Source organism: Alkalihalobacterium sp. TH-98, assembly GCF_057473385.1.
In genome coordinates this window covers 26332-49348 of record NZ_JBYCKM010000032.1, presented here as the reverse complement: position 1 = coordinate 49348, position 23017 = coordinate 26332, and the positions used below count along the sequence as shown (strand labels likewise).

Here is a 23017-nt window from a genome sequence, read left to right as displayed (position 1 = left end):
ATAACTCTCAACATGTACCCTTTGTATGGAAGCGTTTACAATATACCGTTTTATTTTACCTCCTAAATCGAGGATCTAGAAGGTATTACGCTTATTTTCCCATTTTTTGTTTATTTTATGATCTGCAATAGAACTAAAGAGACTGAAAAGCTGAGGAAATACTCCTCAGCTCTGTCTAAATTAAGCATTTGCTTTTTCGTATTCAGTGATCTTATCTTCATAACGTAATGTTAATCCGATTTCATCCCAGCCGTTTAAAAGCATTTCTTTCCAATATGGATCGATTTCAAAAGAAGCTTCAAATCCTTCAGCATCTGTAATCTTTTGCTCTTTAAGATTTACAGTCAGTTCGTAAATATCTTTGTCTGCTTTTTCAATCAGTTCATAAACTTGATTTTCATCTAAACGAATCGGTAGGATCCCATTTTTGAAACAGTTATTGTAAAAGATATCCGCAAAGCTTGGTGAGATAATTACTTTAAATCCATAGTCTTGCAATGCCCAAGGCGCATGTTCACGAGATGACCCGCACCCAAAGTTATGTGCTGCTACTAGAATCGTTGAACCTTGATTATGAAGCTGGTTTAATTCAAAGTTCGGGTTGTCTGTCCCGTCAGCATTATAACGCCAGTCAAAGAATAAAAACTTTCCAAAACCAGTACGCTCGATACGCTTTAAAAACTGTTTCGGAATGATTTGATCCGTATCTACATTAACACGATTCATTCCTGCCGCTTTTCCTGTATGAACAACGATAGGTTCCATATATTCCACCTTCTTCTACTATTGATAAAGATTGATTTTATTAGAATTACGCCTCAGCGATTTTTAGATAATAAATTAAACTGGGGATTTTTCTAACGTACGAACATCGACAAATTTGCCGTTGATTGCCGCTGCTGCAGCCATCGCTGGACTTACAAGATGCGTTCTTGCCCCTTTACCTTGACGCCCTTCAAAGTTACGGTTTGAAGTAGACGCACAACGCTCTCCTTCAGGAACAAAATCTGGGTTCATACTTAGACACATACTACATCCAGATTCACGCCATTCAAAACCGGCCTCGATAAAGATTTTATCTAATCCTTCATCTTCAGCACGTTGTTTGATTTTTTGTGAACCAGGTACAACAATTGCACGAACACCTTCTGCCACTTTTCTTCCTTTCGCAACTGCTGCTGCTGCTCGAAGGTCACTCATGCGGGAGTTCGTACATGATCCGATAAATACGTGTTGAATAGCAACTTCTGACATTTTTGTTCCAGGCTTTAGCCCCATGTACTCAAGCGCTTGCTCAATTGCTTTTTTCTCTGATGTCGCTTCAACGTCATCTGGACTTGGGATCGGCTGATGGATGCCAATACCTTGTGCTGGGTTTGTACCCCAAGTTACCATTGGTTGAATTTCATCTGCTTCAATCACAACAGATTTATCATAAACTGCACCTTCATCTGTCGCTAAGGCTTTCCATTTTTCAACTGCTTTATCAAACTCTTCACCTTCAGGAACATACTCGCGGCCTTTTAAATAATCATATGTCACTTGGTCAGGACTAATTAAACCAGCCTTTGCTCCAGCTTCAATTGACATATTACAGATCGTCATACGTTCTTCCATCGTCATTCCGTGGATTGCTTCCCCTGTATATTCCATAACATATCCAGTTCCGAAATCTACACCGAACTTAGAGATGATTGCTAAAATCACATCTTTTGCTGTAATTCCTTGTGAAAGACGTCCATTAACACGTACTTCTAACGTTTTCGGTTTACTTTGCCACAACGTTTGCGTTGCTAACACATGCTCTACTTCACTCGTACCAATTCCGAATGCTAATGCACCGAAGGCACCGTGGGTAGCTGTATGACTATCACCACAAACGATCGTTTTTCCTGGTTGTGTCAAGCCGAGCTCTGGTCCAATAACATGAACAATCCCGTTATCAGGACTATCAATACCGGCAACCGTAATACCAAATTCATTACAGTTGTTTTCTAACGTTTCCATTTGCTTTTTCGCAATAGGGTCTGTCACATTAAATCGGTCGACTGTCGGCACGTTGTGATCCATTGTAGCAAACGTTAAATCCGGACGGCGGACTTTTCGACCATTAATTCGAAGACCTTCAAACGCTTGCGGTGAAGTAACTTCATGAACCATATGCAAATCAATATATAATAGATTCGGTTTACCGGGCTCATCTAGAACCGTATGGTTTTCCCAAATCTTTTCGATAATTGTTTTTGGTGTCATTCTCCTCTTCCTCACTTTCATATTTTCCATATAGAGAGGTCCAAAGATCCGAGATCCTCATTTACTCTCGGACCTTCTTCCCTCTGCGGTAAACGAACTTTATACGACTACTTCCCCTTTGATTAACTCTATGACTTTTGCTGTCATTTCTGTCGTTGAAAGAACTTCTTCCCCTGGATTTGCGATATCACCTGTGCGGAAACCGGCTTCTAGTACTTCACTAATTGCTTGATCAATTGTATTTGCTTCTTCAGCCATTCCAAAAGAATATTTAAGCATCATAGCAACCGAAGCGATTGTGGCAAGCGGATTCGCTTTGTTTTGTCCTGCAATGTCAGGAGCTGATCCGTGAATAGGTTCATATAGACCTGGTCCACCGCTTCCGATACTTGCAGAAGGAAGCATCCCTAGTGACCCCGTAAGCATCGAAGCTTCATCACTTAAAATATCTCCAAACATGTTCTCCGTTACCATTACATCAAACTGTTTTGGATTGCGGATTAACTGCATCGCTGCATTATCCACAAGCATATGATCTAACTCAACATCTGGATATTCTTTTCCTACTTCAATAGCAACTTCTCGCCATACACGGCTTGATTCTAAGACATTCGCTTTGTCTACTGAAGTTAACTTCTTATTACGGACTCTTGCTAATTCAAACCCTTGCTTCATAATACGTTCAATCTCACTGCGTTTGTAAGCTAACGTATCTACAACAACTAAATCGTCACCTTCTTCGCGACGTTCACGCGGTTCTCCAAAGTATAAGCCACCTGTTAATTCACGAACGATCATTAAGTCTACACCGTCAATAACTTCCCTCTTTAATGTTGAAGAATCAGCTAGACTGTCATGTGCAGTTACTGGGCGTAAATTAGCAAAAAGGTCTAACTCTTTACGGATACCGAGTAAGCCTTTTTCAGGTCTCATATGACCAGGCAACGTATCCCACTTCGGTCCTCCAACAGCTCCAAGAAGAACCCCATCGCTTGCTTTACAAGCATCAATCGTTTCTTGTGGAAGTGGAGTATCACACTCATCGATTGCAATTCCACCAATTTTAGCGTAAGTATATTCAAATTCATGATTGTATTTGTTTGCTATTGCGTCTAGTACTTGAAGAGCCCCTTGGATGACCTCAGGGCCAATCCCGTCACCAGGTAAAACGGTTATCTTTTTTTTCAATTCACTCATCTCCCACTCATCTCCCACTCATTCATCCATTACAAGTTCACTTGTTCTACTGGATCTAGTTCACGTGATCTTCGATTTAACACACGATTTACAGCATTTATATAAGCTCTAGCAGATGCTTCTAATACGTCATGTGCTGTTCCACGGCCACTTGTTTCTGTACCGTCGAAGCGAACTTTAACGTATACTTCTGCTAATGCATCTCTGCCACCAGTGATTGATTGAATACGATAGTCTAAAAGCTTAACAGGTGATGCAATGATGCGTTCAAGCGTGTTATAAATTGCTTCAACACTTCCCGAACCTGTTGCTGCTTCTTGAACGATTTCACCGTCAGGCATTTTCATTGTAATCGTCGCTGTCGGGATATTTGTAGTACCGTAGTTCACTTGTAAGCTGTCAACCTCATAGTATTGAACAGCTGCACCAATTTTCTCTTCTGTCATAAGAGCGAAAATATCATCTTCTGTGATCTCTTTTTTCTTATCTGCAAGTTCTTTAAATGCTTTAAAGACTTTATTAATTTGTTCGTCAGTCGCTGTGTAACCGAGTTCTCTAATTTTGTCTTTAAACGCATGGCGGCCTGAATGTTTTCCGAGTACCATACGGTTTGATGAAACACCCACTAGTTCTGGTGTGATAATTTCGTAAGTCGTTTTCTCTTTAAGGACACCATCTTGGTGAATACCCGATTCGTGAGCAAATGCATTATTACCGACAACAGCCTTGTTATTAGGTACGACCATACCTGTTAGTTTACTAACTAATGAACTCGTTCGTTTTACTTCTTTTAATGTCAGGCCGGTTGCTGCCTTATAAAAATCATTTCGGATATGAAGAGCTACTGCAACCTCTTCTAAAGAGGCATTTCCAGCTCGTTCACCAATTCCATTGATCGTTCCTTCTACTTGATCTGCACCTGCTTCAATCGCCGCTAGTGAGTTTGCTGTTGCCATCCCTAAATCATCATGGCAGTGCGTGGAAAGTTTGGCTTTGTGCATATTAGGTACGTTTTCTTTTAAATAGCTGAAAATATGCGTAATTTCTTTCGGAGTGATATACCCGACTGTATCTGGGATGTTAATGACGGAAGCACCCGCATCAATTACTTGCTCAATAATGCGAACTAGAAAATCTAGATCAGATCGACAAGCATCTTCAGCAGACCATTGAATTTTAGGGAACCTTTTGGCAGCATATTTTACAGAAGCAACGGCATTTTCGATCACTTGGTCTGGTGTCATCCGCAGTTTATGTGTCATATGAATAGGAGATGTTGCGATAAATACATGAATTCTTGGATCGACTCCACCTTTTAGTGCTTCCCAAGCTGCATCGATATCCGATTGTACACTTCTTGACAATCCAGTTACCGAACTGCCTTTTACAAGGTCTGCAATCGCTTTAACAGACTTAAAATCTCCAGGGGATGAAGCCGGGAACCCGGCTTCAATGATATCGACCCCTAGTCGCTCTAACTGTCTAGCAATCTCCAGTTTTTCTTCAAAGTTTAAATTGACACCTGCGGATTGCTCACCGTCTCTTAAAGTTGTATCGAATACATCAATTTTTCGCACTACCTACCACTCCTTTTGATTTGGCCTTGACGAAAGGCATCATTTCACGAAGCTCGCGACCAACCACTTCAATTGGATGTTTTTTCTCACTTTCATTGATTGCTGTAAACTCTGGACGATTTGCTTGGTTTTCTAAGATCCAGCCTTTAGCAAATTTACCTGTTTGGATATCACTTAAAATCGATTTCATTGCTTTTTTCGTATCTTCTGTTACGATTTGCGGCCCAGCAACAAAGTCACCCCACTGAGCTGTGTCAGAGATTGAATAACGCATGTACTCAAGTCCACCTTCGTACATTAAGTCAACGATAAGCTTTAATTCATGTAAACATTCGAAGTAAGCAACTTCAGGTTGGTAACCTGCTTCTACTAACGTTTCAAAACCAGCTTTTACTAGAGCTGAAGTTCCTCCACAAAGTACTGCTTGCTCACCGAAAAGATCTGTTTCTGTTTCTTCTTGGAATGTCGTTTCAATTACTCCACCGCGTGCAGAACCAATTTGTTTTGCGTAGGCTAATGCAAGCTCTTTAGCTTGACCTGTAGCATCTTGATATACAGCGATTAAACCTGGTACACCAGCACCTTCAGTGTACGTACGACGAACTAGATGTCCTGGACCTTTAGGAGCTGCTAAGAATACATCTACATCAGCAGGTGGTTTAATTTGGTTGAAATGTACGTTAAATCCGTGTGCAAACACTAACGCTTTACCTGCTGTTAATTCTGGTAAGATAGACTCTTTATAAACTTTCGGTTGGTTTTCATCTGGAAGAAGGATCATAACGACTTGAGCTTTCGCTGCTGCTTCTTGAACTGTAAGTACCTCAAACCCGTCACTTACTGCTTGGTCCCAAGATTTACCTGGGCGTAAACCTACAACTACACTTACTCCACTTTCACGTAGGTTTTGTGCATGTGCATGACCTTGAGAACCGTATCCGATAATTGCAACTGTTTTTCCTTGTAATACGCCTTCGTTGATATCTCCGTTATAATAGATGTTTGCCATAATAAATCTCTCCTCTTTTATAGTAAATTTAGTTTTTATAAAATTAATAGTTAATTAATTAGCGTAATTCTGTTGGCATCAAGAGATCTTTTTGTCCCACGCTTAAGGGCAGTAATTCCAGTACGAGCAAGGTCTTGTATTCCATATGGTTTAAGAAGGTCTAACAATGCTTCGACTTTTTCGTGATCTCCAGTAATTTCAATGGTCATATTTTCACGACCAACATCAATGATTGATGCTCTAAATGGATTGACAAGAGCTCCAATTTCAGCTCTTTGTTGTGGTGTTACACCCACTTTTATTAATGCTAATTCTCTAGCAACGGTTTGTTCATCGGTTATGTCTCTTACCTTTAGAACATCTACTTGTTTGTTTAACTGTTTTATTACTTGGTCGATGTTTCCAATCGTATCTACTACTACGACAAACGTCATTCTAGATATCGATGGATTTTCTGTAATTCCTACCGTAATACTTTCAATATTGAAATTACGTCTAGCAAATAACCCCGTAATGCGATTTAGAACACCTGACGTATTATTTACAAGAGCAGTGATTGTACGTTTCATGGTTTAATTCCCTCCATTTCATGCTGTCCTTTACCAGGAGCAATCATTGGATATACGTTCTCTACTTGAGTAACTCTAAAGTCCATTAAGACTGGACCGTCATGTGCAAGTGCCTCTTCTAATGCTCCTTTGACATCCTCAACTTTATCAATTCGCATTCCTTTTACATCATAAGCTTCTGCTAGTTTTACAAAGTTAGGTTGTGTGTTAAATACTGAATTAGAGTAGCGCTCTTCATAGAAAAGCTGCTGCCATTGACGAACCATACCGAGTGAAGAGTTATTTACGATAATGATCTTTACTGGTAAGTTTAAATCTTGCAGGATAGAAAGCTCTTGAGCTGTCATTTGAAACCCTGCGTCTCCTAATATAGAGATAACAGGTGTATGAGGTTCTGCGAATTGTGCACCAATCGCTGCAGGGAAACCAAAGCCCATCGTCCCTAAGCCACCAGATGTGACCCAACGATTTGGTTTATTAAACTTAAAGAACTGTGCAGCCCACATCTGATGCTGGCCTACATCCGTTGTGACAATCGCTTCACCATTTGTTGCTTCATAGATTAACTCCATAAGCTTTTGTGGCTTAATCGTTTCTCCATCTTCTTTGTACCAAAGTGGATATTCAGCTTTCATTTTGTCTAACTCAGCTAACCAAACTCCTGTTTCACCAGCAGATCCATTTTCCTCCAACAACATTTTCAATGCCGCTTTCGCATCTCCAACAACCGGAATGTGTGTTTCCACGTTTTTCCCAATTTCAGCTGGATCGATGTCAATGTGAGCAATTTTTGCATTTGGTGCAAAATGTTGTAATGCTCCGGTTAATCGATCGTCAAAACGTGCACCTATGCTAATAAGTAGATCACTTTGATGTATAGCCATATTTGCCGCGTATGTTCCGTGCATTCCTGCCATTCCTAAAAACAGTTCATTTTCACCTGGAAAAGCCCCAAGCCCAAGTAACGTACTGGCAACCGGAATACGCATTTTTTCAGCATATTCAAATAATTCATCGTAAGCATGTGCATGAAGAACCCCAGCCCCCGATAAAATACATGGCTTTTTCGCTTCTGCAACAGCTTCAGCAAGCTTTCTAATTTGCAATTTATTTGGGACTACCGTCGGTTGATAACCTGGTAAATCTACTTCTTTGTCATAATCAAATATACCTGTAGCCACCGAAACATCCTTAGGTAAATCAATAAGGACTGGACCCGGTCGCCCTGTTGTTGCAATGTGGAATGCTTCCTTCATAATTCTTGGAAGGTCTTCTATCGTTCTTACTTGAAAGTTATGTTTTGTAATTGGCATTGTAATACCAATCATATCTGCTTCTTGAAAGGCATCTGTTCCAATGACCGAAGTAGCAACTTGACCTGTGATCACAACAAGTGGTAAAGAATCAATCATCGCATCGGCAATTCCTGTAACTACATTTGTAGCGCCTGGACCTGATGTTACAATACAGACTCCTGGTTTTCCTGAAACCCTTGCGTACCCTTCTGCAGCGTGAATAGCTCCTTGTTCATGGCGAGCTAGAATATGACGAATACCTGATTTATAGATTTCATCATATGTCGGTAAAATTGCACCACCTGGATAGCCAAAGATAACATCTACACCTTCTTTAGCTAAAGCTTTAATCAACATACTAGACCCTGATACTGGCTGCTTCTCCTCTACTACATTTAGCTCTTTGTTTCTCAACTTGGTACTCACCTTTTCTTCCTCCCTACTACCAGTTGATTTTTTAAGTCATTAAAAAATTTATATATTTTAAGAAAGAAAATACCTTTCTTATTACCAAATAAAAAACACCTTCTCACCCCATCATGAACCCATCGGTTCTAGCAGAAGGGGTGAAAAGATGTTCTCTTTCCACGGTACCACCCTTTTTTATGACACTTTTACAAATGTCACCTCATGGACGTTAGTATGACTTACCGTCCAGTTTTAATAACGAGTGCAGTGAACACCCGACCAACCCTACTAGCTTACGTTCGAATTGGCACTCCGAGGTGAGTTCATCGAAAGGAGCATCGCCGCCTCTCAGCACAAGCGGCTCTCTGTGGATGCTGATCCTTTTCAACTACTTTTCCTCTTCAACGTTTTTATCGATATTTTATCTTAAGTTTATATTTTCATAACTCCACCTGTGTTAGCAGATGTGACAAGCTTAGAATAACGAGCGAGGTAACCTTTTTTAATTTTAGGCTCAGGCTCTTTCCAATTTTCTCTTCTATTGGCTAATTCTTTGTCATCGACATTTAATGTGATAGAACGATTTATTAAATCAAGAGTAATCTTATCTCCATTTTCAACAAATGCAATCGGTCCACCTTCAGCAGCTTCTGGACTAATATGTCCAATTGAAATTCCTCTTGAAGCACCAGAAAAGCGTCCGTCTGTAATGAGAGCAACCTTTGTACCTAGACCGCGTCCAACAATCGATGAAGTCGGCGCTAGCATTTCTGGCATTCCTGGACCACCTTTAGGGCCTTCATAACGAATGACTACGACATGACCAGCTTTTACATCCCCATTATTGATCCCTTCAAGTGCTTCCTCTTGTGAGTTGTAGACAATTGCTTCACCTTCAAACACTTTAATCGAAGGATCAACTGCCCCTACTTTAATTACTCCACCATCTGGAGCGAGGTTCCCAAATAGGACGGATAATCCACCTACAGGACTATAAGGGTTATCTTTTCTGCGAATGACATCATCATTCGTAATTTCAGCATCCTTAACTGTTTCGTAAATCGTTTTACCTGAAATCGTAATACGATCAGGATGAATAGCTCCTTCAATTTCACATAGTTCCTTAATAATTGCACTTACTCCTCCCGCTTTGTGAACGTCGTCCATTGAATAATCTGAGGCAGGACTAATTTTACTTAAATAAGGAACTCTTTCCGCTACTTTGTTAATATCATTTATGTTGTATTCTATTTCAGCTTCATTAGCGATGGCTAATATGTGTAATACTGTATTGGTAGAACCACCCATTGCCATATCTAACGCAAATGCATCATCAATGGTTTCTTTCGTAATAATGTCACGTGGACGAACATCCTTTTCAATCAACGTCATTAAGTGCTTCGCAGCGTCTTTAATTAACTGATGTCTACCTTCAGAAGTTGCAACTAATGTTCCATTTCCAGGTAAGGCAACACCTAGCATTTCCATTAAGGTATTCATTGAATTGGCTGTAAACATTCCTGAACAGGATCCACATGTCGGACAGGCAGATTGTTCAATCTCTAGTAATTCCTCACGCGACATACTTCCTGAAGCAAATGCTCCAACTCCTTCAAATACAGATGCTAATGATAAACTCTTTCCATCTTTCGTTTTACCTGCTTCCATTGGTCCGCCAGAAACGAAGACTGCAGGAACATTCGTACGAACGGCTGCCATCAGCATTCCCGGTGTAATTTTGTCACAGTTTGGAATGTAGAATACTCCATCAAACCAGTGAGCGTTAATGACCGTTTCAGCTGAATCACAGATTATTTCTCTACTTGGTAAGGAGTAACGCATTCCGATGTGTCCCATTGCAATCCCATCGTCAACACCAATCGTATTAAACTCGAATGGGATACCGCCAGCTTCTCGAATAGCTTGCTTTGCTACTTCAGCAAATTTATTCAGATGCATGTGTCCTGGAATGATATCAACGTAGGAATTACAAACACCGATAAACGGTTTATCCATATCTTCTTCTTTTACCCCAGCCGCTCTTAGTAAGCTTCTATGTGGGGCGCGATCTATGCCTTTTTTAATCATATTACTTCTCATATATTGTTCTCTCCCACATCTATTGTATTTTTTGCTAGTATCTTCAACTGTATTTTAGCTGACTTCTACTTGTGATTTCACTGCTGTGTATACTTTTTCCCCATCTTCTACTACCTTTTTACGGAAAGCTTTAAGTAACTTATTAGTCTCTTTACCAGGCTTTCCATCACCAATGACTCTTCCGTCTACCTTTACAACTGCAATAACTTCAGCTGCAGTTCCGGTTAAAAAGACTTCATCCGCTACATAAACATCATGCCTTGTGAATGGCTCCTCTTTCACGTCGTACCCGAGATCTGAAGCGATGTCGATAATCGCATTTCTCGTAATCCCTTCAAGTGCGCCTACATAACCAGGCGGCGTAAGAATTTTATTTCCTTTAACAATGAATACATTATCTGCAGATCCTTCGGCTACGTACCCCTCATTATTGAGCATTAATGCTTCACTAACTCCTGCTAATGAGGCCTCAATTTTTACTAGAATATTATTTAAATAATTTAAAGATTTAACTTTAGGGCTCAATACATCTGGACGATTACGTCTAGTCGGAACAGTAACAATTTCAAGACCATTTTCATATAGTTCTTTCGGGAAAAGGGTTAACTGTTCAGCAATAACTATGACGTTAGGTGTAGGACATGATGCTGGATCTAACCCTAAATTACCTACACCTCTTGAAACAACGAGGCGAATGTAAGCATCTTGTAATTCATTTACTTTTATCGTTTCAACGATGATCTGAGTTAACTCCTCAAGTGTATGAGGAATGTTAAGCATAATTGACTTCGCTGAATTATATAGGCGTTCTAAATGTTCTTTTAATTGGAATATATTACCGTCATAGACACGAATACCCTCAAATACACCATCACCGTATAAAAATCCATGATCGTAAACTGAGATTTTCGCATTATGTTTTTCGACAAATTCCCCGTTTAAATAAATCCATTGCTGACTCATACGAAACACTCCTCTTGATGCTACCAATTGTTAGAAAATTTAGAATTCTTTTTATAGACACGTACACAATTTTGACTTAACCACATGTATAAGTGATTAATTATAAGTGCTTGAAAATTTTCATGCACTGCTTTTGTTAATTTTCTTTTCAAACAATTTTGTATTTGAGGACTATAATACGCCTATTATCAGTGCTGGTCAACCACTTTTTCTAAAATTTTTTGACTATTTTGATTTATGAATATCATTGTATCCGCTTACATCATTACTGCATCTGGATTACGTAATTGGACACATTTTTTTCTCACTAAATTGAAAAGATTTTTTCTACTTTTGTAATAGGAAAAGAAAGAATAGTAAAAACTAGGGTCGGTGATGATTATGTTAAAAATAAAATGGAAAACTCAAAAATTGTTCTTTCTAAAAGTTTCTTTACCGACACTAGCTACGAGAAGAAAAAAACCACCTTTTCTCGTACCTGTAAATTTAGAGGAACATAAGTGTAAAAAAGAATGTGAGCGAAAGTTGTACCAAGCCCTGTTTTCTCAAAATTATTATGTAACACCTTATTTAGAATGTGGCCGGTTTGTCATTAATCTAGCACTTATTCCTTTTCGAATAGCGATCATTGACGAAAAGCAAGCCGGTGATGAAAAATTTGAAAGAGCATTGAAGAAAGATGGTTGGACAGTAATATATTATAACGAGGAAGAATTAAATGAAAATCTAAAGTCTACTCTTTTACGGATCCAACAAGAAGCGAGCAGCTATAGACAATTATTATCCTAGGAAGAAAGAGTAGAGGGTGAGACCGGTTTTCGGACCGGTCTTTTTTTGGTACATGTCTGTCGTTAAATAGCAAGATTGTTTAATAACCCAGGCGCTTGCGCTTTTCTAAATAGGCAATGAATTTTGTTTTAAAGTCTCGTATAGCTAGACATAGAAAAGTCCAAGGTGCCTGTTGATCGGCGACAACGCAGGAGGGCCAGCAATAAGTGTCTGCTCTTTAGACACGCTTGATGGACCGAAGCGACCTCGAGCCGATGGCATCTGGAGCTATACATCTTCAAATTCCTGAATAAATAAAAAACATCCTTATCTTCTGATAAGGATGTACTGAATACGTTATGTAGTGGCGTCCCAGGAGAGATTCGAACTCCCGACCGACGGCTTAGAAGGCCGTTGCTCTATCCTGCTGAGCTACTGGGACAGTTGGAGCGGGTGATGGGAATCGAACCCACGACATCAGCTTGGAAGGCTGAGGTTTTACCATTAAACTACACCCGCAGTTTATTCACTTTATTTGTTATGCCTCTTTCTCTTCTAGGAAGACCTTCCTCGAGGCAACTCGTCGCTTACTGACTGTTTGTAACGACAATTATTAGTATATAACGTTTCGGTATGAGTGTCAACTAATCTGTAGAATTTTTTTTGCATTGGCTGACTTTTTGATTTGGCGCTTCTTCCACTTTATCTAGTATATCATATTTCATAACATTTTATTAGTGTCTCTAAATTTTATCAATTAATCAGCCAATGCTAGCGGTCCATTCTAATCCTTACATGTTATATCGAGTAGATAACTCTTCTACTATATTGCCCTCTACCGAGTAAAACGTTACATCGACTGAGTTCTTATCGATTGTACATAAGCAATACGTATGTTCTTTTCGATTCCGAGGAAGTCTTAAACTCCCTGGGTTAATATAGATAACGTCATTTTCTTTAAAGGTTGTTGCTACATGAGAATGCCCGAAACAAACAATTTGTGCCCCTACTTCCTCCGCTCGATAGCTTAGCGGGACATATGTCATTTTTACATTGTAATGATGACCATGGGTTGTATAAAGTAAAATATCGTCCGTTATTTGGATCATCGCATCTTCAGGAAAATCCTCACCCCAGTCACAATTGCCTCTGACCACATTTACTCCCTCTAGTTGTTTTGCGTCCGCTTCTAATTCGGAGTCGCCACAATGGATCATGTAATTGACTTCATCGCGATGACGATCAATTACATTTGCTAATTCTGTTTTCCAGCCATGACTATCGCTAACAATTAAAATTCTAACCATTAACTCATCTCCCATCATCGCACCACTATTATGAGATCTCTTTCCATTTCTCTTTAAGTTGTTGAAGTGCCTTCGCCCGATGGCTAATCGCATTCTTTTCCTCAGACGTTAGCTGTGCCATCGTTTTTTGTTTTTCCTCTATGTACATGATTGGATCATAGCCGAAACCATGATCTCCCACTGGTTCTTCTGTTATTTTACCTTCACAATTTCCTTCAAAACATTCGGTTCGCCCGTCTGGATAAGCTAGTGCAATTGTGCAATGAAATCTTGCTGTTCTTTCACTTTCAGGGATACCCTTCATTTCTGCTAATACCTTTTTAATATTTTCGGCATCGTTTTTCTCTTCTCCTGCATAGCGGGCTGAATAGATACCAGGTTTTCCATCTAAAGCGTCAACAATCAGTCCTGAATCGTCTGCAACCACAGGCTTTTGAAGAGCGTTTGCGATCGTCACAGCCTTTAACTTTGCATTTTCAGCAAATGTTGTACCTGTTTCCTCAACTTCTGGCAGGCTAGGATAGTCAAAAAGTGAAGTAACCTTGTAGCCTAGTTCACCTAAGATGGCATCGAACTCTTTTACTTTGCCTTTATTTTTGGTTGCTACAATGATCTCCTTCATTCCGTTACTTCCCCTTTTGGAGCTTCTATTTTCTCTGCTAGCTTATTCGTAATTCCATCACCGAGTGCGAGCTTCTGTTTTGCAATTAAATCCTCAATGCCAAGTTCAGCTAAATACAGTAATTTGTCTAATTGACTTCGTGAAAAAGTCGCTTCTTCTCCAGTTCCTTGAAGTTCTACAAATTCACCTTTACCAGTCATTACTACATTCATATCAACGTCAGCACTAGCATCTTCTTTATAACATAAATCTAATATTTCACCATGCTCATGATCGATTCCTACAGAAACAGCAGCTAAAAAGTCGGTAACTGGTAATTCTGTTAGTTTCTTTTTCTCTACATATTTTTGTAATGCAAGTACCATAGCTACATAAGCACCCGTTATTGCTGCTGTACGTGTACCACCGTCTGCTTGGATAACATCACAATCAATCCATACGGTTCTCTCACCAAGCTTTTCTAAATCTATAACTGTTCGTAACGCTCTACCTATTAAACGTTGTATTTCCATCGTCCGTCCAGTAACTTTTCCTTTTGACGATTCACGAATATTTCTCTGCTCTGTAGCACGTGGTAGCATTGAATATTCAGCTGTAATCCACCCTTTGCCTTGATTTCTCATAAAGGGCGGCACACGATCTTCAATCGATGCAGTACAAATTACTTTCGTGTTTCCAAATGAAATAAGTACAGACCCTTCAGGATGCATTAAATAGTCTGTTATAATTTCTACTTTTCTTAATTGATCTTGTTCTCTATTATCAACTCTCATTTGATAAAACCCTCCCTTGAAAAGCCTTACTTATGTAGTATCAACTTTTTCTATCCATTCTATAAGAGAAATGCTCTTTTATAGTAAAAAAGCTTTAGCCACGTAAAAAGGCAGCAAGTTGCTGCCCCTTTTCGTTACTACTTCGTTATTATAGCAAATTTTTCTTCAATCTAATATGATAGTGTATTAAAACTTCCCTGTATTCACATTAACCGGACGTGAAACTGGCTCTGTTAATGGCTCTCCAGATACTTTTAATACTTTTGCTTCACCATTTACTTCGATTGCTACTTTTTCAACGCCAGGTTGTTCTGTTAAAGACAAGACGATTAAGTTTAATACCTCATCTGAAATCGCAGTGTTTTCCATTTGGTTTAAAATGGCTTCATTAAAATTCAGCGTTACAACACCGTTCTCATATTTCGGACTATCGAGCAATTCTGCTCCGTTGCGAATGTCTGTCAGTAAGTTAGAATAAATAGATGGACCCGCTAGTAGTTGATTAACGACTTCCTTAATTGAGTCATCTGTATTCTTTACTCGTCTCGTTACTGGTACATAATAAGTGTTGTCCCCATTTTGGGCAAGGAAGTAAAGGGTTACCCCTTTACTGTTCACCACATCAGCTACTTCGCTTTTTTCAAGATTAATTCCATTCGCTCGACTATATCCTTCTCCAATTGGAGTATTGCCGACTGGCATCGTTTCTTGATCGTACCCATTTATACGAATTTGGACTTTATCTACATTCTCAAATTGAGTCAATGTCCAAGTAATTGATTGAAGAATTTGTAATTCTTGTTCTGGATTATATGACTTAAATTCCTCCGAGAAATCAGCTACTGCTGTACGCTCATCTTCTTTAAAATGAACATCTACTTCAGTTCCTGCAGGTAATACCGCTTGGAACCCACTCGGTAATAGATTGGATACCGGCCCGCCATCAACTAAATACTCTAATGATTGTCTAAGGACCCCTTGAGTCTTTGGTAAATCAAATGTTTTTGAAACCACCATTCCATTTTGATCAATTAAGTATAGTTCTCTTGTTACCGTTTCAACTGGTCCCTCTTCGGTTTCTGCTTGTTCTTCAATTGGCTGTTCCTCAGAACCAATTAATTCTGTTTCCTCATCTAGCGCTTCTCCCTCATCAACATAATTTATTTGAGGAGTATCCATTTCCTGCATCGCTTTATTAGAGCCAAAGGAACATCCAGATACGACTAACGTTAGAAGAAGCAGCGTTGGGACCCCTGTTTTGAACAATTTCCTCATTCTTTTCCCTCCTAAGGTAGTTTGTACTAGTATGTATACGAGCCTTTTCCAAAAATAGACCATCTTTGTCTACAAAATTAAAATAGGTCTATAAACAAACTTGCTAGAATGCGGTTTTCATAAGAGAAACATTAAATTAAGTTTTGCGTTACAGAAGGAAAATTAACTGCAGGTAAAAAGTAGATAAACACAAAATCGCATTGGATTACGCTCCAATGCGATTTTAATTACTTGCGTCTAGGTTCGGTTCGTTAAGATTTTATCCTAAATAGATCGTCTCCACATGATCAAGGTCAATTTTCAGCCAACTACTAGCGATCTTTTTAAATGTTTCATGATCGCCTGTCGTGTAAAAAATATGAGACGGTTTCCGATTTTCTTTATAAAGTAAATCTTGATGATATAAAAGCGCACTTACTTCTCGTGCTGTCTCATCACCAGAACTAATTAACGTAATATCATTTCCTACAACACGTTGAATGACCCCGCGTAATAACGGGTAGTGTGTACATCCAAGTATTAACGTATCAAACTTATTAGTCAGTAATGGTTGTAATGTTTCTGAAACGACCCTCATCGCTTCTTCGCCTTTAAAAATCCCTTGTTCTACTAATGGAACAAAAGGCGGACAGGCCATACTTTCAACTTTAATATTACTATTAATATCTTTTAAAGCTTTATCATAAGCTTTACTTTTAATTGTTCCTGTAGTACCAATAACAGCTACATGATCATTTTTCGTTACTTTAAGAGCTGTAATCGCTCCTGGGTGTACAACCCCAATCACAGGTATGGACAGCTTTTCTTTTACTTCGTCTAGGACGACAGCTGTTGCTGTATTACAAGCGATGACAAGCATCTTAATACGTTCTTTTAATAGACGTTCAATCATTTGCCAGGTAAAAGCTCGCACTTCTTCAGCGGGTCTCGGTCCGTATGGGCAACGAACGGTATCGCCAATATAAACAATTTGTTCTTTCGGTAACTGTCGAAGAATTTCTTTTGCAACGGTTAATCCTCCAAGTCCCGAATCAATAACTCCAATCGGTCTATCCAAAATTCTCCCTCAATTTCTATCTTCTTTTTTCATTAGCTGTTAAGTTCTTTTGCTGAAGATTCCATTTCTTCATGAAGGACATGTAAGTTCTTTTCTAGAAATGCAATATCCTCATCCGAGAAGTTTTGAAGAATATCTTTTAAATAATCCTGTCGTTTCTTAATTACTTCTTGGATAATCGTTTCACCTTTTTCTAATAAATGAATCCGAACAACTCTGCGATCTTTTAAATCTTTCACTCGTTCTACTAATTCATTCTTTTCCATACGATCGACAAGATCTGTTGTTGTACTACAGGCTAAGTGCATTTTATTCGATAGATCACCGATCGTCATATCACCTAATTCATTTAACCATTGTAAGGCAACGAATTGAGGTGGCGTGATCGGAAACTGATTAAGGATTACACGACCCTTTTGTTTAATGATTTGTGCTATTTTTCTTAATGACTTTTCAATATGTTCTACTTGTTCAAATTCTGCCATCATCTTCCCTCCTGCTCGTGAATTCTATATATACTAGGTATTTTTTTTATATTATCTTGTTTATTTTCCCTGTTTTCCTATAGAATTGCAATAGAAAAACGTAAGGAAATGTGAAGAAGAGTTGTCAAAAGACAACTCTTCTTCGAACTATTATAGACTGCCAAACCTATTCTTAACTGATTCCTGGACTTCTTCTGATGTATTTTTCATTAGCATTTCTTTTGCGAAACTTTCTAATTCTTGCTTAGATAATTTAGCCATTTGACTTCTTGCTGGTAAAACAGATGTTGCACTCATACTAAATTCATCAAGCCCTAATCCTAAAAGAATTGGAATTGCAATTTCGTCTCCAGCCATTTCACCACACATACCTGCCCACTTTCCTTCCTTGTGAGCCGCTTCAATCACCATGTTTACGAGACGGAGGATTGCAGGGTGATATGGTTGATATAAGTAAGAAACTTGTTCATTCATTCGGTCTGCTGCCATCGTGTATTGAATTAAGTCATTAGTCCCTACACTGAAGAAATCAACTTCTTTAGCAAAGAGATCAGCAATGACAGCTGTTGAAGGGATTTCTACCATCATCCCTACTTCAATAGAGTCAGATACTTGTTGACCTTCATTTAGAAGATTTTGTTTTTCTTCCTCTAAGATCGCTTTCGCTTGTCGTAATTCTTCAAGCGCAGCAATCATCGGAAACATAATTTTTAAGTTCCCAGATGTACTTGCTCGAAGTAATGCACGAAGTTGCGTACGGAATATGTCCTGATGCTCTAAGCATAGTCTGATCGCACGGAAACCAAGGAATGGATTCATTTCTTTAGGAAGTTCTAAGTATGGAAGTTCTTTATCTCCGCCGATATCAAGAGTACGAATAACGACAGGCTTGCCTTCCATTCTTTCTAATACCGTTTTGTAGGCATTAAACTGTTCTTCTTCTGTTGGCAATTGGTCTCGTCCCATATAAAGAAACTCAGTTCGATATAAGCCGATTCCTTCAGCACCATTATTAATTACGCCTGTAAGATCGTCTGGTGTACCGATATTAGCTGCTAATTCCACATGATGTCCATCAACTGTTTTCGTTGCTTCATTGACAAGTTTAGCCCACTCTAATTTTTGTTGCTCATACGATTCTTTCTTCTGTTCATAAGCTTGCATTGTTTCATTATCTGGTTGAACGATAACGACACCTTCTAGTCCATCAATAATAATAGTATCACCATTTTGGATAGAAGATGTTGCCTCTTTTGTTCCTACAATTGCAGGTATTTCCATCGATCGAGCCATGATTGCTGAATGAGATGTACGTCCACCGATATCAGCAGCAAACCCTTTAACAAATTTCGGATTCAATTGCGCTGTATCTGACGGTGTTAAGTCTTTTGCAATAATGATCGTTTCCTCATCAATCGCAGCTAACGATTTCATTTGGATCCCAAGTAAGTAACCTAACACTCGCTTGGAAACATCTCGGATATCAGCTGCACGTTCTTTCATATATTCATTATCCATCGATTCAAACATTGAAATAAATGTTTGCGAAACGTCATGGACGGCACTTTCTGCATTCACTTTTTCATTATCAATATGAGCTTGCATACCGCCAATGAATTCTGGATCACTTAACACAAGAAGGTGAGCAGCGAAAATCGCTGCTTCTTCTTCTCCTAGATCAACTTCTGCTTTTTCTTTAATCTGAGCTAGATCGGCCTTCGCTTTCCCTAGCGCAGTTTCAAGTCGTTCTTTTTCAGCTGCAGGGTCAGTATCTGTTAATTTCTCAAAGGAATAGTCAGGCTCTTCCAATATATATGCGGTTGCTATTGCAATTCCAGCTGACGCAGCTATCCCTGAAATTTGTTTCATTATTCTCCTAACCCTTCCTTGATTACAGCCTCTAATGCTTGTAATGCATCATTTTCATCTGAACCTTCTGCTTTAATTGTTACTTCTGCTCCTTGTCCAACGCCTAGAGACATTACACCCATAATGGACTTTAAGTTTACTGACTTCCCTTTATATTCTAAGTTAATATCTGAAGAAAATTGTCCTGCTTTATTTACTAGTTGAGTTGCTGGTCTTGCATGAATTCCTGTTTCTGCTGTAATTTTAAATGTTTTTTCTACCATGAGATCTACCTCTTTCTTTAAAATATAATTTATTTATTTTCAATGGAAACTAATCCAGTTTCTCCTAGTTCAACTGCTGCTTTTTCTTGCAGTCTGATTATTTCGTTTTCTTTTAAATTGGTGAATACAATCGGTGTAATCGTTGATGAGGCTTTTTGTTCGATTAAGGCTAAATCCATTGTGACCAGTTTTTGACCTTGTTCAATTTCATCACCTTCTGAAACGAATACCTCAAAGCCTTCACCATTCATTTGAACAGTATCGATACCTATGTGAATTAAAATTTCATGCCCGCTATGAGCTAAAATTCCAACGGCATGCTTTGTTGGGAAAACATTAATAATTTTTCCGGATACAGGTGAGACAACGAGTCCTTCAGTTGGTTCGATCGCAAAGCCATCTCCCATCATCTTTTCTGCAAACACTTTATCAGGAACTTCTGTAATAGGTAACAGCTTTCCTTTTATAGGTGCAGCCACCTGTAATTTATCTACTTGGTCTGCAGACTCACTGTTTGATTGAGGGATGACCTTCGTTTCATCAACTTCTTGATCATCTATGTCCTGCATCACTTCTTTACCATCAATCAAATCTTTAATCTGTCCTTTTAACGCGTCAGATTGTGTTCCAAAGATCGCTTGTATATTATTACCCATTTCAAGGACACCTGAAGCCCCTAATTTTTTTAGTTGGGAGCTATCTACTTCTGCACGGTCTTTTACCGAAACCCGAAGCCTAGTAATACAAGCATCTAAAGCTGTAATATTATTCTTCCCACCTAGAGCAAGTAATACATTTTTAGCTAACTCTGATTTTTTTCCTTTTGAAGGTGTTTCGCTTACTTGTTCCTCTGGTTCTCGTCCTGGCGTTCTTAAGTTCCACTTTCGTATTGCAAAACGGAACCCGAAATAGTATATGAATGCAAATCCAATCCCCACTGGAATGATCATCCAAGAATTTGTTGATAATCCCCAATAAAGAACATAATCAATAAATCCACCAGAGAATGTAAATCCTGCTTTAACACCTAGCAAGTCCATAATAACGAATGAAAAACCTGCAAACACACAGTGGATTAAAAATAGGACCGGTGCAACAAATAGAAATGCAAACTCAATCGGTTCTGTAATACCGGTCAAAAAGCTCGTCAAAGCGGCTGATGCCATAATACCTGCGACTGCTTTCTTTCGCTCTGGTCTTGCTTCGTGATATATCGCTAATGCTGCAGCTGGAAGACCAAACAACATAAACGGGAATAAACCTGCCATAAATGTTCCTGCTGTAGGATCTCCTGCAAAAAAGCGAGTCATATCTCCTCTAACAACATCTCCTGCAGCAGTTGTAAACGTTCCAAACTCGAACCAAAACGGTTGATAAAAGATATGGTGTAAACCGAATGGGATCAGAGCTCTTTGCGTAAAGCCAAATACAAAAGCTGCAGCCGTTGTTCCTGTTTCCGTCGCTAAATGGGAGAACCAATCAATTACCCCTTGAATTGGCGGCCAAATGAATACAAAAGCGATACCTAATAAAACAGCTGTAGCTGCTGTAATTATCGGAACAAATCGTTTACCGGCAAAAAATCCTAAAAACGGTGGCAACTCTATATTATAAAATCGTTTATAAAGAGTTGCAGCTACAAGACCCATTATAATACCACCGAAGACACCTGTTTGTAGTGTCTCAATTCCAAGTACTGTGACTGTTTCGGCACCGTAGTAGCCAGCCATTATACCTAATGTAGTATTCATAACAAGATAACCGATAACAGCCGCTAATCCTGCAACACCATCACCATCTGCTAATCCAATGGCAACCCCAACTGCAAATAAAAGTGCTAAATTACCAAAAATGACGCCACCTGCCTCGGCCATGATTGGAATGTTTAAAACATTTTCATGTCCCAGCCCCAGTAATAAACCGGCTGCAGGTAGTACGGATACAGGTGTCATTAGTGCTCGACCAACACGCTGTAACGTTCCAAATGCTTTTTTGAACATACTCTCACTCCTTTATGTCGTATCTAGTTGTTTGAGATCATCCACACCTAAAGTAATCGTTTTCACTGATCCAACTCATTCTTCTATGTAAAAACAAAAAAGACATGAATAAAAGAAAGCATACGAGCGAGCCAGGGGAATCCTACGGATAGATTGCCCAAGTTCTACTTCATATACACTTCTTTTACTCATGCCTGATCGTATCAGTAACACGTAAATAGAGTGTGTTAAAACTATTTATTTTTGGGTAAGCCTTTGCAAATGCATCGCTAAGTATACTGCTTCCGCATCTGCAACTGGTAATTGATAATGAGTTTGAATGATCTTAATCAACTTCCAAGCAAGATTATAGCATAGTGGATACTCTTGCTTCAATAGTGTCACAAATTTTTCATTTAATTCTACCGTTTCCTGATGAAGCACACGATCTAGGACGTGACGAAGATGAATTACAAGCCGCGAGTATTGAAGAGAATTCTTCTCTATCTGTACTTTTAAACCTGTTTCTATGAGATCTATTAATTTTTTTAAAAGCATTGCATCATCTTTTATTTCGGATAAAGGCTTATTCTCTAACGCACTATGAATATGCAACGTAACAAAACCAATTTCGTCTTTTGGCAATGAAATCTCTAATTGTTCATTAATCAAGTTGATTACTTGTTCTGCAATTTGAAATTCAACTGGGTACATTGACTTCGTTTCATTTAGAAAAGGGTTTGTAATGACAATTCCTTGTTCAAGTCTTCGAATAGCAAATGCAATATGGTCAGTTAACGCGATATGAATACGCTCATTTAACTTTTGATCTAGCTTTTTGCTTATTAAAACGATCGCATCATTGATTGTTTCTATAATGGATTCGTCAATTTGCAATAACAGTTGTTTATATTCTTCTTGTTGTTGTTCATTCACAAGTTGAAAAAGTTGATCGATATTTTGATGGTCAATCAGGTCCCCTTGTTTTTTTCCAAATCCAAGACCTTTCCCGATGATTATCATTTCTTCATTAATTGCATTAAGCGCTATGACTACATTATTGTTTAAAACTTTTTTTATCGTGTACGTTCCCCTCATTTGGCTTTTCCTTTCTAAATAGCTTCGTAAGTCATCGTAATCTGCTACATCTATTTTTTCAAGTATAACGTTTCTAAAAGTGAGACAAAATAGAAAGGAAAATTTTAGCGTGATAGTATTTTATTCCGTTTATTACATTATTTGTGTCTT

General features: G+C 38.8%; 20 protein-coding genes, 2 tRNA genes and 1 other annotated feature. Of the genes, 1 reads left to right on the top strand and 21 read right to left on the bottom strand.

Annotated elements, in window-relative coordinates; genetic code table 11:
- Positions 1–180: 180 nt before the first annotated feature.
- From leuD to ilvE, 9 genes are all read right to left on the bottom strand, one after another.
- Positions 181–765 carry a 3-isopropylmalate dehydratase small subunit gene (leuD, locus tag AC2VNP_RS12030; protein WP_486917552.1) on the bottom strand — a complete coding sequence of 195 codons (585 nt, stop codon included), beginning with the start codon at positions 763–765 and terminating at the stop codon, positions 181–183.
- Positions 766–840: 75 nt separating this feature from the next.
- Positions 841–2253: a 3-isopropylmalate dehydratase large subunit gene (gene leuC, locus AC2VNP_RS12025; protein WP_486917551.1), complete on the bottom strand. Its 1413-nt coding sequence runs from the start codon at positions 2251–2253 to the stop codon at positions 841–843.
- Between the two features lie 99 nt (positions 2254–2352).
- Complete coding sequence (leuB, locus tag AC2VNP_RS12020; RefSeq protein ID WP_486917564.1) at positions 2353–3441, bottom strand: 3-isopropylmalate dehydrogenase; 1089 nt, start codon at positions 3439–3441, stop codon at positions 2353–2355.
- Positions 3442–3479: 38 nt separating this feature from the next.
- Complete coding sequence (locus AC2VNP_RS12015) at positions 3480–5027, bottom strand: 2-isopropylmalate synthase (protein ID WP_486917550.1); 1548 nt, start codon at positions 5025–5027, stop codon at positions 3480–3482.
- On the bottom strand, positions 5014–6036 hold the full coding sequence (gene ilvC, locus AC2VNP_RS12010) for a ketol-acid reductoisomerase (RefSeq protein ID WP_486917549.1): 1023 nt from the start codon (positions 6034–6036) through the stop codon (positions 5014–5016). The genes AC2VNP_RS12015 and ilvC overlap by 14 nt, the downstream gene beginning before the upstream one ends.
- Before the next feature lie 50 nt (positions 6037–6086).
- The gene (gene ilvN, locus AC2VNP_RS12005) at positions 6087–6605 is read right to left on the bottom strand and encodes an acetolactate synthase small subunit (protein WP_216828844.1); all 519 of its coding nucleotides are present in this window, start codon (positions 6603–6605) and stop codon (positions 6087–6089) included.
- Positions 6602–8326, bottom strand: a complete 1725-nt coding sequence (gene ilvB, locus AC2VNP_RS12000; RefSeq protein WP_486917548.1) for an acetolactate synthase large subunit — start codon at positions 8324–8326, stop codon at positions 6602–6604. The genes ilvN and ilvB overlap by 4 nt, the downstream gene beginning before the upstream one ends.
- A gap of 133 nt (positions 8327–8459) precedes the next feature.
- Positions 8460–8722: a binding site (T-box leader), on the bottom strand.
- Between the two features lie 18 nt (positions 8723–8740).
- A complete protein-coding gene (ilvD, locus tag AC2VNP_RS11995; RefSeq protein WP_486917547.1) occupies positions 8741–10408 on the bottom strand; it encodes a dihydroxy-acid dehydratase in 1668 nt (555 codons plus the stop codon).
- A gap of 54 nt (positions 10409–10462) precedes the next feature.
- Entirely contained in the window at positions 10463–11371 is a 909-nt protein-coding gene (gene ilvE / locus AC2VNP_RS11990; RefSeq protein WP_486917546.1) for a branched-chain-amino-acid transaminase, read from the bottom strand.
- Positions 11372–11782: 411 nt separating this feature from the next.
- On the opposite strand from ilvE, the gene AC2VNP_RS11985 reads away from it, so the two are divergent.
- Positions 11783–12160, top strand: coding sequence for a hypothetical protein (locus tag AC2VNP_RS11985; protein WP_486917545.1), 378 nt, complete (start codon positions 11783–11785; stop codon positions 12158–12160).
- A 344-nt stretch (positions 12161–12504) separates the two neighbouring features.
- Here AC2VNP_RS11985 and AC2VNP_RS11980 read toward each other — a convergent pair.
- The 12 genes from AC2VNP_RS11980 to glcT form a co-directional block, all read right to left on the bottom strand.
- Positions 12505–12581, bottom strand: a tRNA-Arg gene (locus AC2VNP_RS11980).
- Between the two features lie 3 nt (positions 12582–12584).
- Positions 12585–12658: transfer RNA gene (locus tag AC2VNP_RS11975), tRNA-Gly, on the bottom strand.
- A 272-nt stretch (positions 12659–12930) separates the two neighbouring features.
- Positions 12931–13446: a metallophosphoesterase family protein gene (locus AC2VNP_RS11970; RefSeq protein ID WP_486917544.1), complete on the bottom strand. Its 516-nt coding sequence runs from the start codon at positions 13444–13446 to the stop codon at positions 12931–12933.
- Positions 13447–13474: 28 nt separating this feature from the next.
- Entirely contained in the window at positions 13475–14068 is a 594-nt protein-coding gene (locus tag AC2VNP_RS11965) for an XTP/dITP diphosphatase (RefSeq protein ID WP_486917543.1), read from the bottom strand.
- Positions 14065–14841 (bottom strand): ribonuclease PH, encoded by a 777-nt coding sequence (gene rph, locus AC2VNP_RS11960; RefSeq protein WP_486917542.1) that lies wholly within the window; start codon positions 14839–14841, stop codon positions 14065–14067. Before rph ends, AC2VNP_RS11965 begins: the two co-directional genes overlap by 4 nt.
- A gap of 186 nt (positions 14842–15027) precedes the next feature.
- Positions 15028–16116, bottom strand: coding sequence for a GerMN domain-containing protein (locus AC2VNP_RS11955; protein ID WP_275117028.1), 1089 nt, complete (start codon positions 16114–16116; stop codon positions 15028–15030).
- Between the two features lie 259 nt (positions 16117–16375).
- Complete coding sequence (racE, locus tag AC2VNP_RS11950) at positions 16376–17173, bottom strand: glutamate racemase (protein ID WP_486917541.1); 798 nt, start codon at positions 17171–17173, stop codon at positions 16376–16378.
- A 32-nt stretch (positions 17174–17205) separates the two neighbouring features.
- On the bottom strand, positions 17206–17661 hold the full coding sequence (locus AC2VNP_RS11945; RefSeq protein ID WP_275117026.1) for a MarR family winged helix-turn-helix transcriptional regulator: 456 nt from the start codon (positions 17659–17661) through the stop codon (positions 17206–17208).
- A 147-nt stretch (positions 17662–17808) separates the two neighbouring features.
- The gene (gene ptsP / locus AC2VNP_RS11940) at positions 17809–19527 is read right to left on the bottom strand and encodes a phosphoenolpyruvate--protein phosphotransferase (RefSeq protein ID WP_486917540.1); all 1719 of its coding nucleotides are present in this window, start codon (positions 19525–19527) and stop codon (positions 17809–17811) included.
- On the bottom strand, positions 19527–19790 hold the full coding sequence (locus tag AC2VNP_RS11935; RefSeq protein WP_275117023.1) for a phosphocarrier protein HPr: 264 nt from the start codon (positions 19788–19790) through the stop codon (positions 19527–19529). Before AC2VNP_RS11935 ends, ptsP begins: the two co-directional genes overlap by 1 nt.
- Positions 19791–19819: 29 nt before the next feature.
- Positions 19820–21790 carry a glucose-specific PTS transporter subunit IIBC gene (gene ptsG / locus AC2VNP_RS11930; RefSeq protein ID WP_486917539.1) on the bottom strand — a complete coding sequence of 657 codons (1971 nt, stop codon included), beginning with the start codon at positions 21788–21790 and terminating at the stop codon, positions 19820–19822.
- A 237-nt stretch (positions 21791–22027) separates the two neighbouring features.
- Positions 22028–22867, bottom strand: coding sequence for a glucose PTS transporter transcription antiterminator GlcT (gene glcT, locus AC2VNP_RS11925; protein WP_486917538.1), 840 nt, complete (start codon positions 22865–22867; stop codon positions 22028–22030).
- Positions 22868–23017: the final 150 nt, after the last annotated feature.

Excerpts from the sequence above, each read along its gene's own strand:
- leuD (WP_486917552.1), bottom strand. The coding sequence starts at position 765 with ATGGAACCTATCGTTGTTCATACAGGAAAAGCGGCAGGAATGAATCGT.
- leuC (WP_486917551.1), bottom strand. The coding sequence starts at position 2,253 with ATGACACCAAAAACAATTATCGAAAAGATTTGGGAAAACCATACGGTT.
- ilvC (WP_486917549.1), bottom strand. The coding sequence starts at position 6,036 with ATGGCAAACATCTATTATAACGGAGATATCAACGAAGGCGTATTACAA.
- ilvN (WP_216828844.1), bottom strand. The coding sequence starts at position 6,605 with ATGAAACGTACAATCACTGCTCTTGTAAATAATACGTCAGGTGTTCTA.
- ilvD (WP_486917547.1), bottom strand. The coding sequence starts at position 10,408 with ATGAGAAGTAATATGATTAAAAAAGGCATAGATCGCGCCCCACATAGA.
- ilvE (WP_486917546.1), bottom strand. The coding sequence starts at position 11,371 with ATGAGTCAGCAATGGATTTATTTAAACGGGGAATTTGTCGAAAAACAT.
- AC2VNP_RS11970 (WP_486917544.1), bottom strand. The coding sequence starts at position 13,446 with ATGGTTAGAATTTTAATTGTTAGCGATAGTCATGGCTGGAAAACAGAA.
- AC2VNP_RS11965 (WP_486917543.1), bottom strand. The coding sequence starts at position 14,068 with ATGAAGGAGATCATTGTAGCAACCAAAAATAAAGGCAAAGTAAAAGAG.
- rph (WP_486917542.1), bottom strand. The coding sequence starts at position 14,841 with ATGAGAGTTGATAATAGAGAACAAGATCAATTAAGAAAAGTAGAAATT.
- AC2VNP_RS11955 (WP_275117028.1), bottom strand. The coding sequence starts at position 16,116 with ATGAGGAAATTGTTCAAAACAGGGGTCCCAACGCTGCTTCTTCTAACG.
- AC2VNP_RS11945 (WP_275117026.1), bottom strand. The coding sequence starts at position 17,661 with ATGATGGCAGAATTTGAACAAGTAGAACATATTGAAAAGTCATTAAGA.
- ptsP (WP_486917540.1), bottom strand. The coding sequence starts at position 19,527 with ATGAAACAAATTTCAGGGATAGCTGCGTCAGCTGGAATTGCAATAGCA.
- AC2VNP_RS11935 (WP_275117023.1), bottom strand. The coding sequence starts at position 19,790 with ATGGTAGAAAAAACATTTAAAATTACAGCAGAAACAGGAATTCATGCA.
- ptsG (WP_486917539.1), bottom strand. The coding sequence starts at position 21,790 with ATGTTCAAAAAAGCATTTGGAACGTTACAGCGTGTTGGTCGAGCACTA.
- glcT (WP_486917538.1), bottom strand. The coding sequence starts at position 22,867 with ATGAGGGGAACGTACACGATAAAAAAAGTTTTAAACAATAATGTAGTC.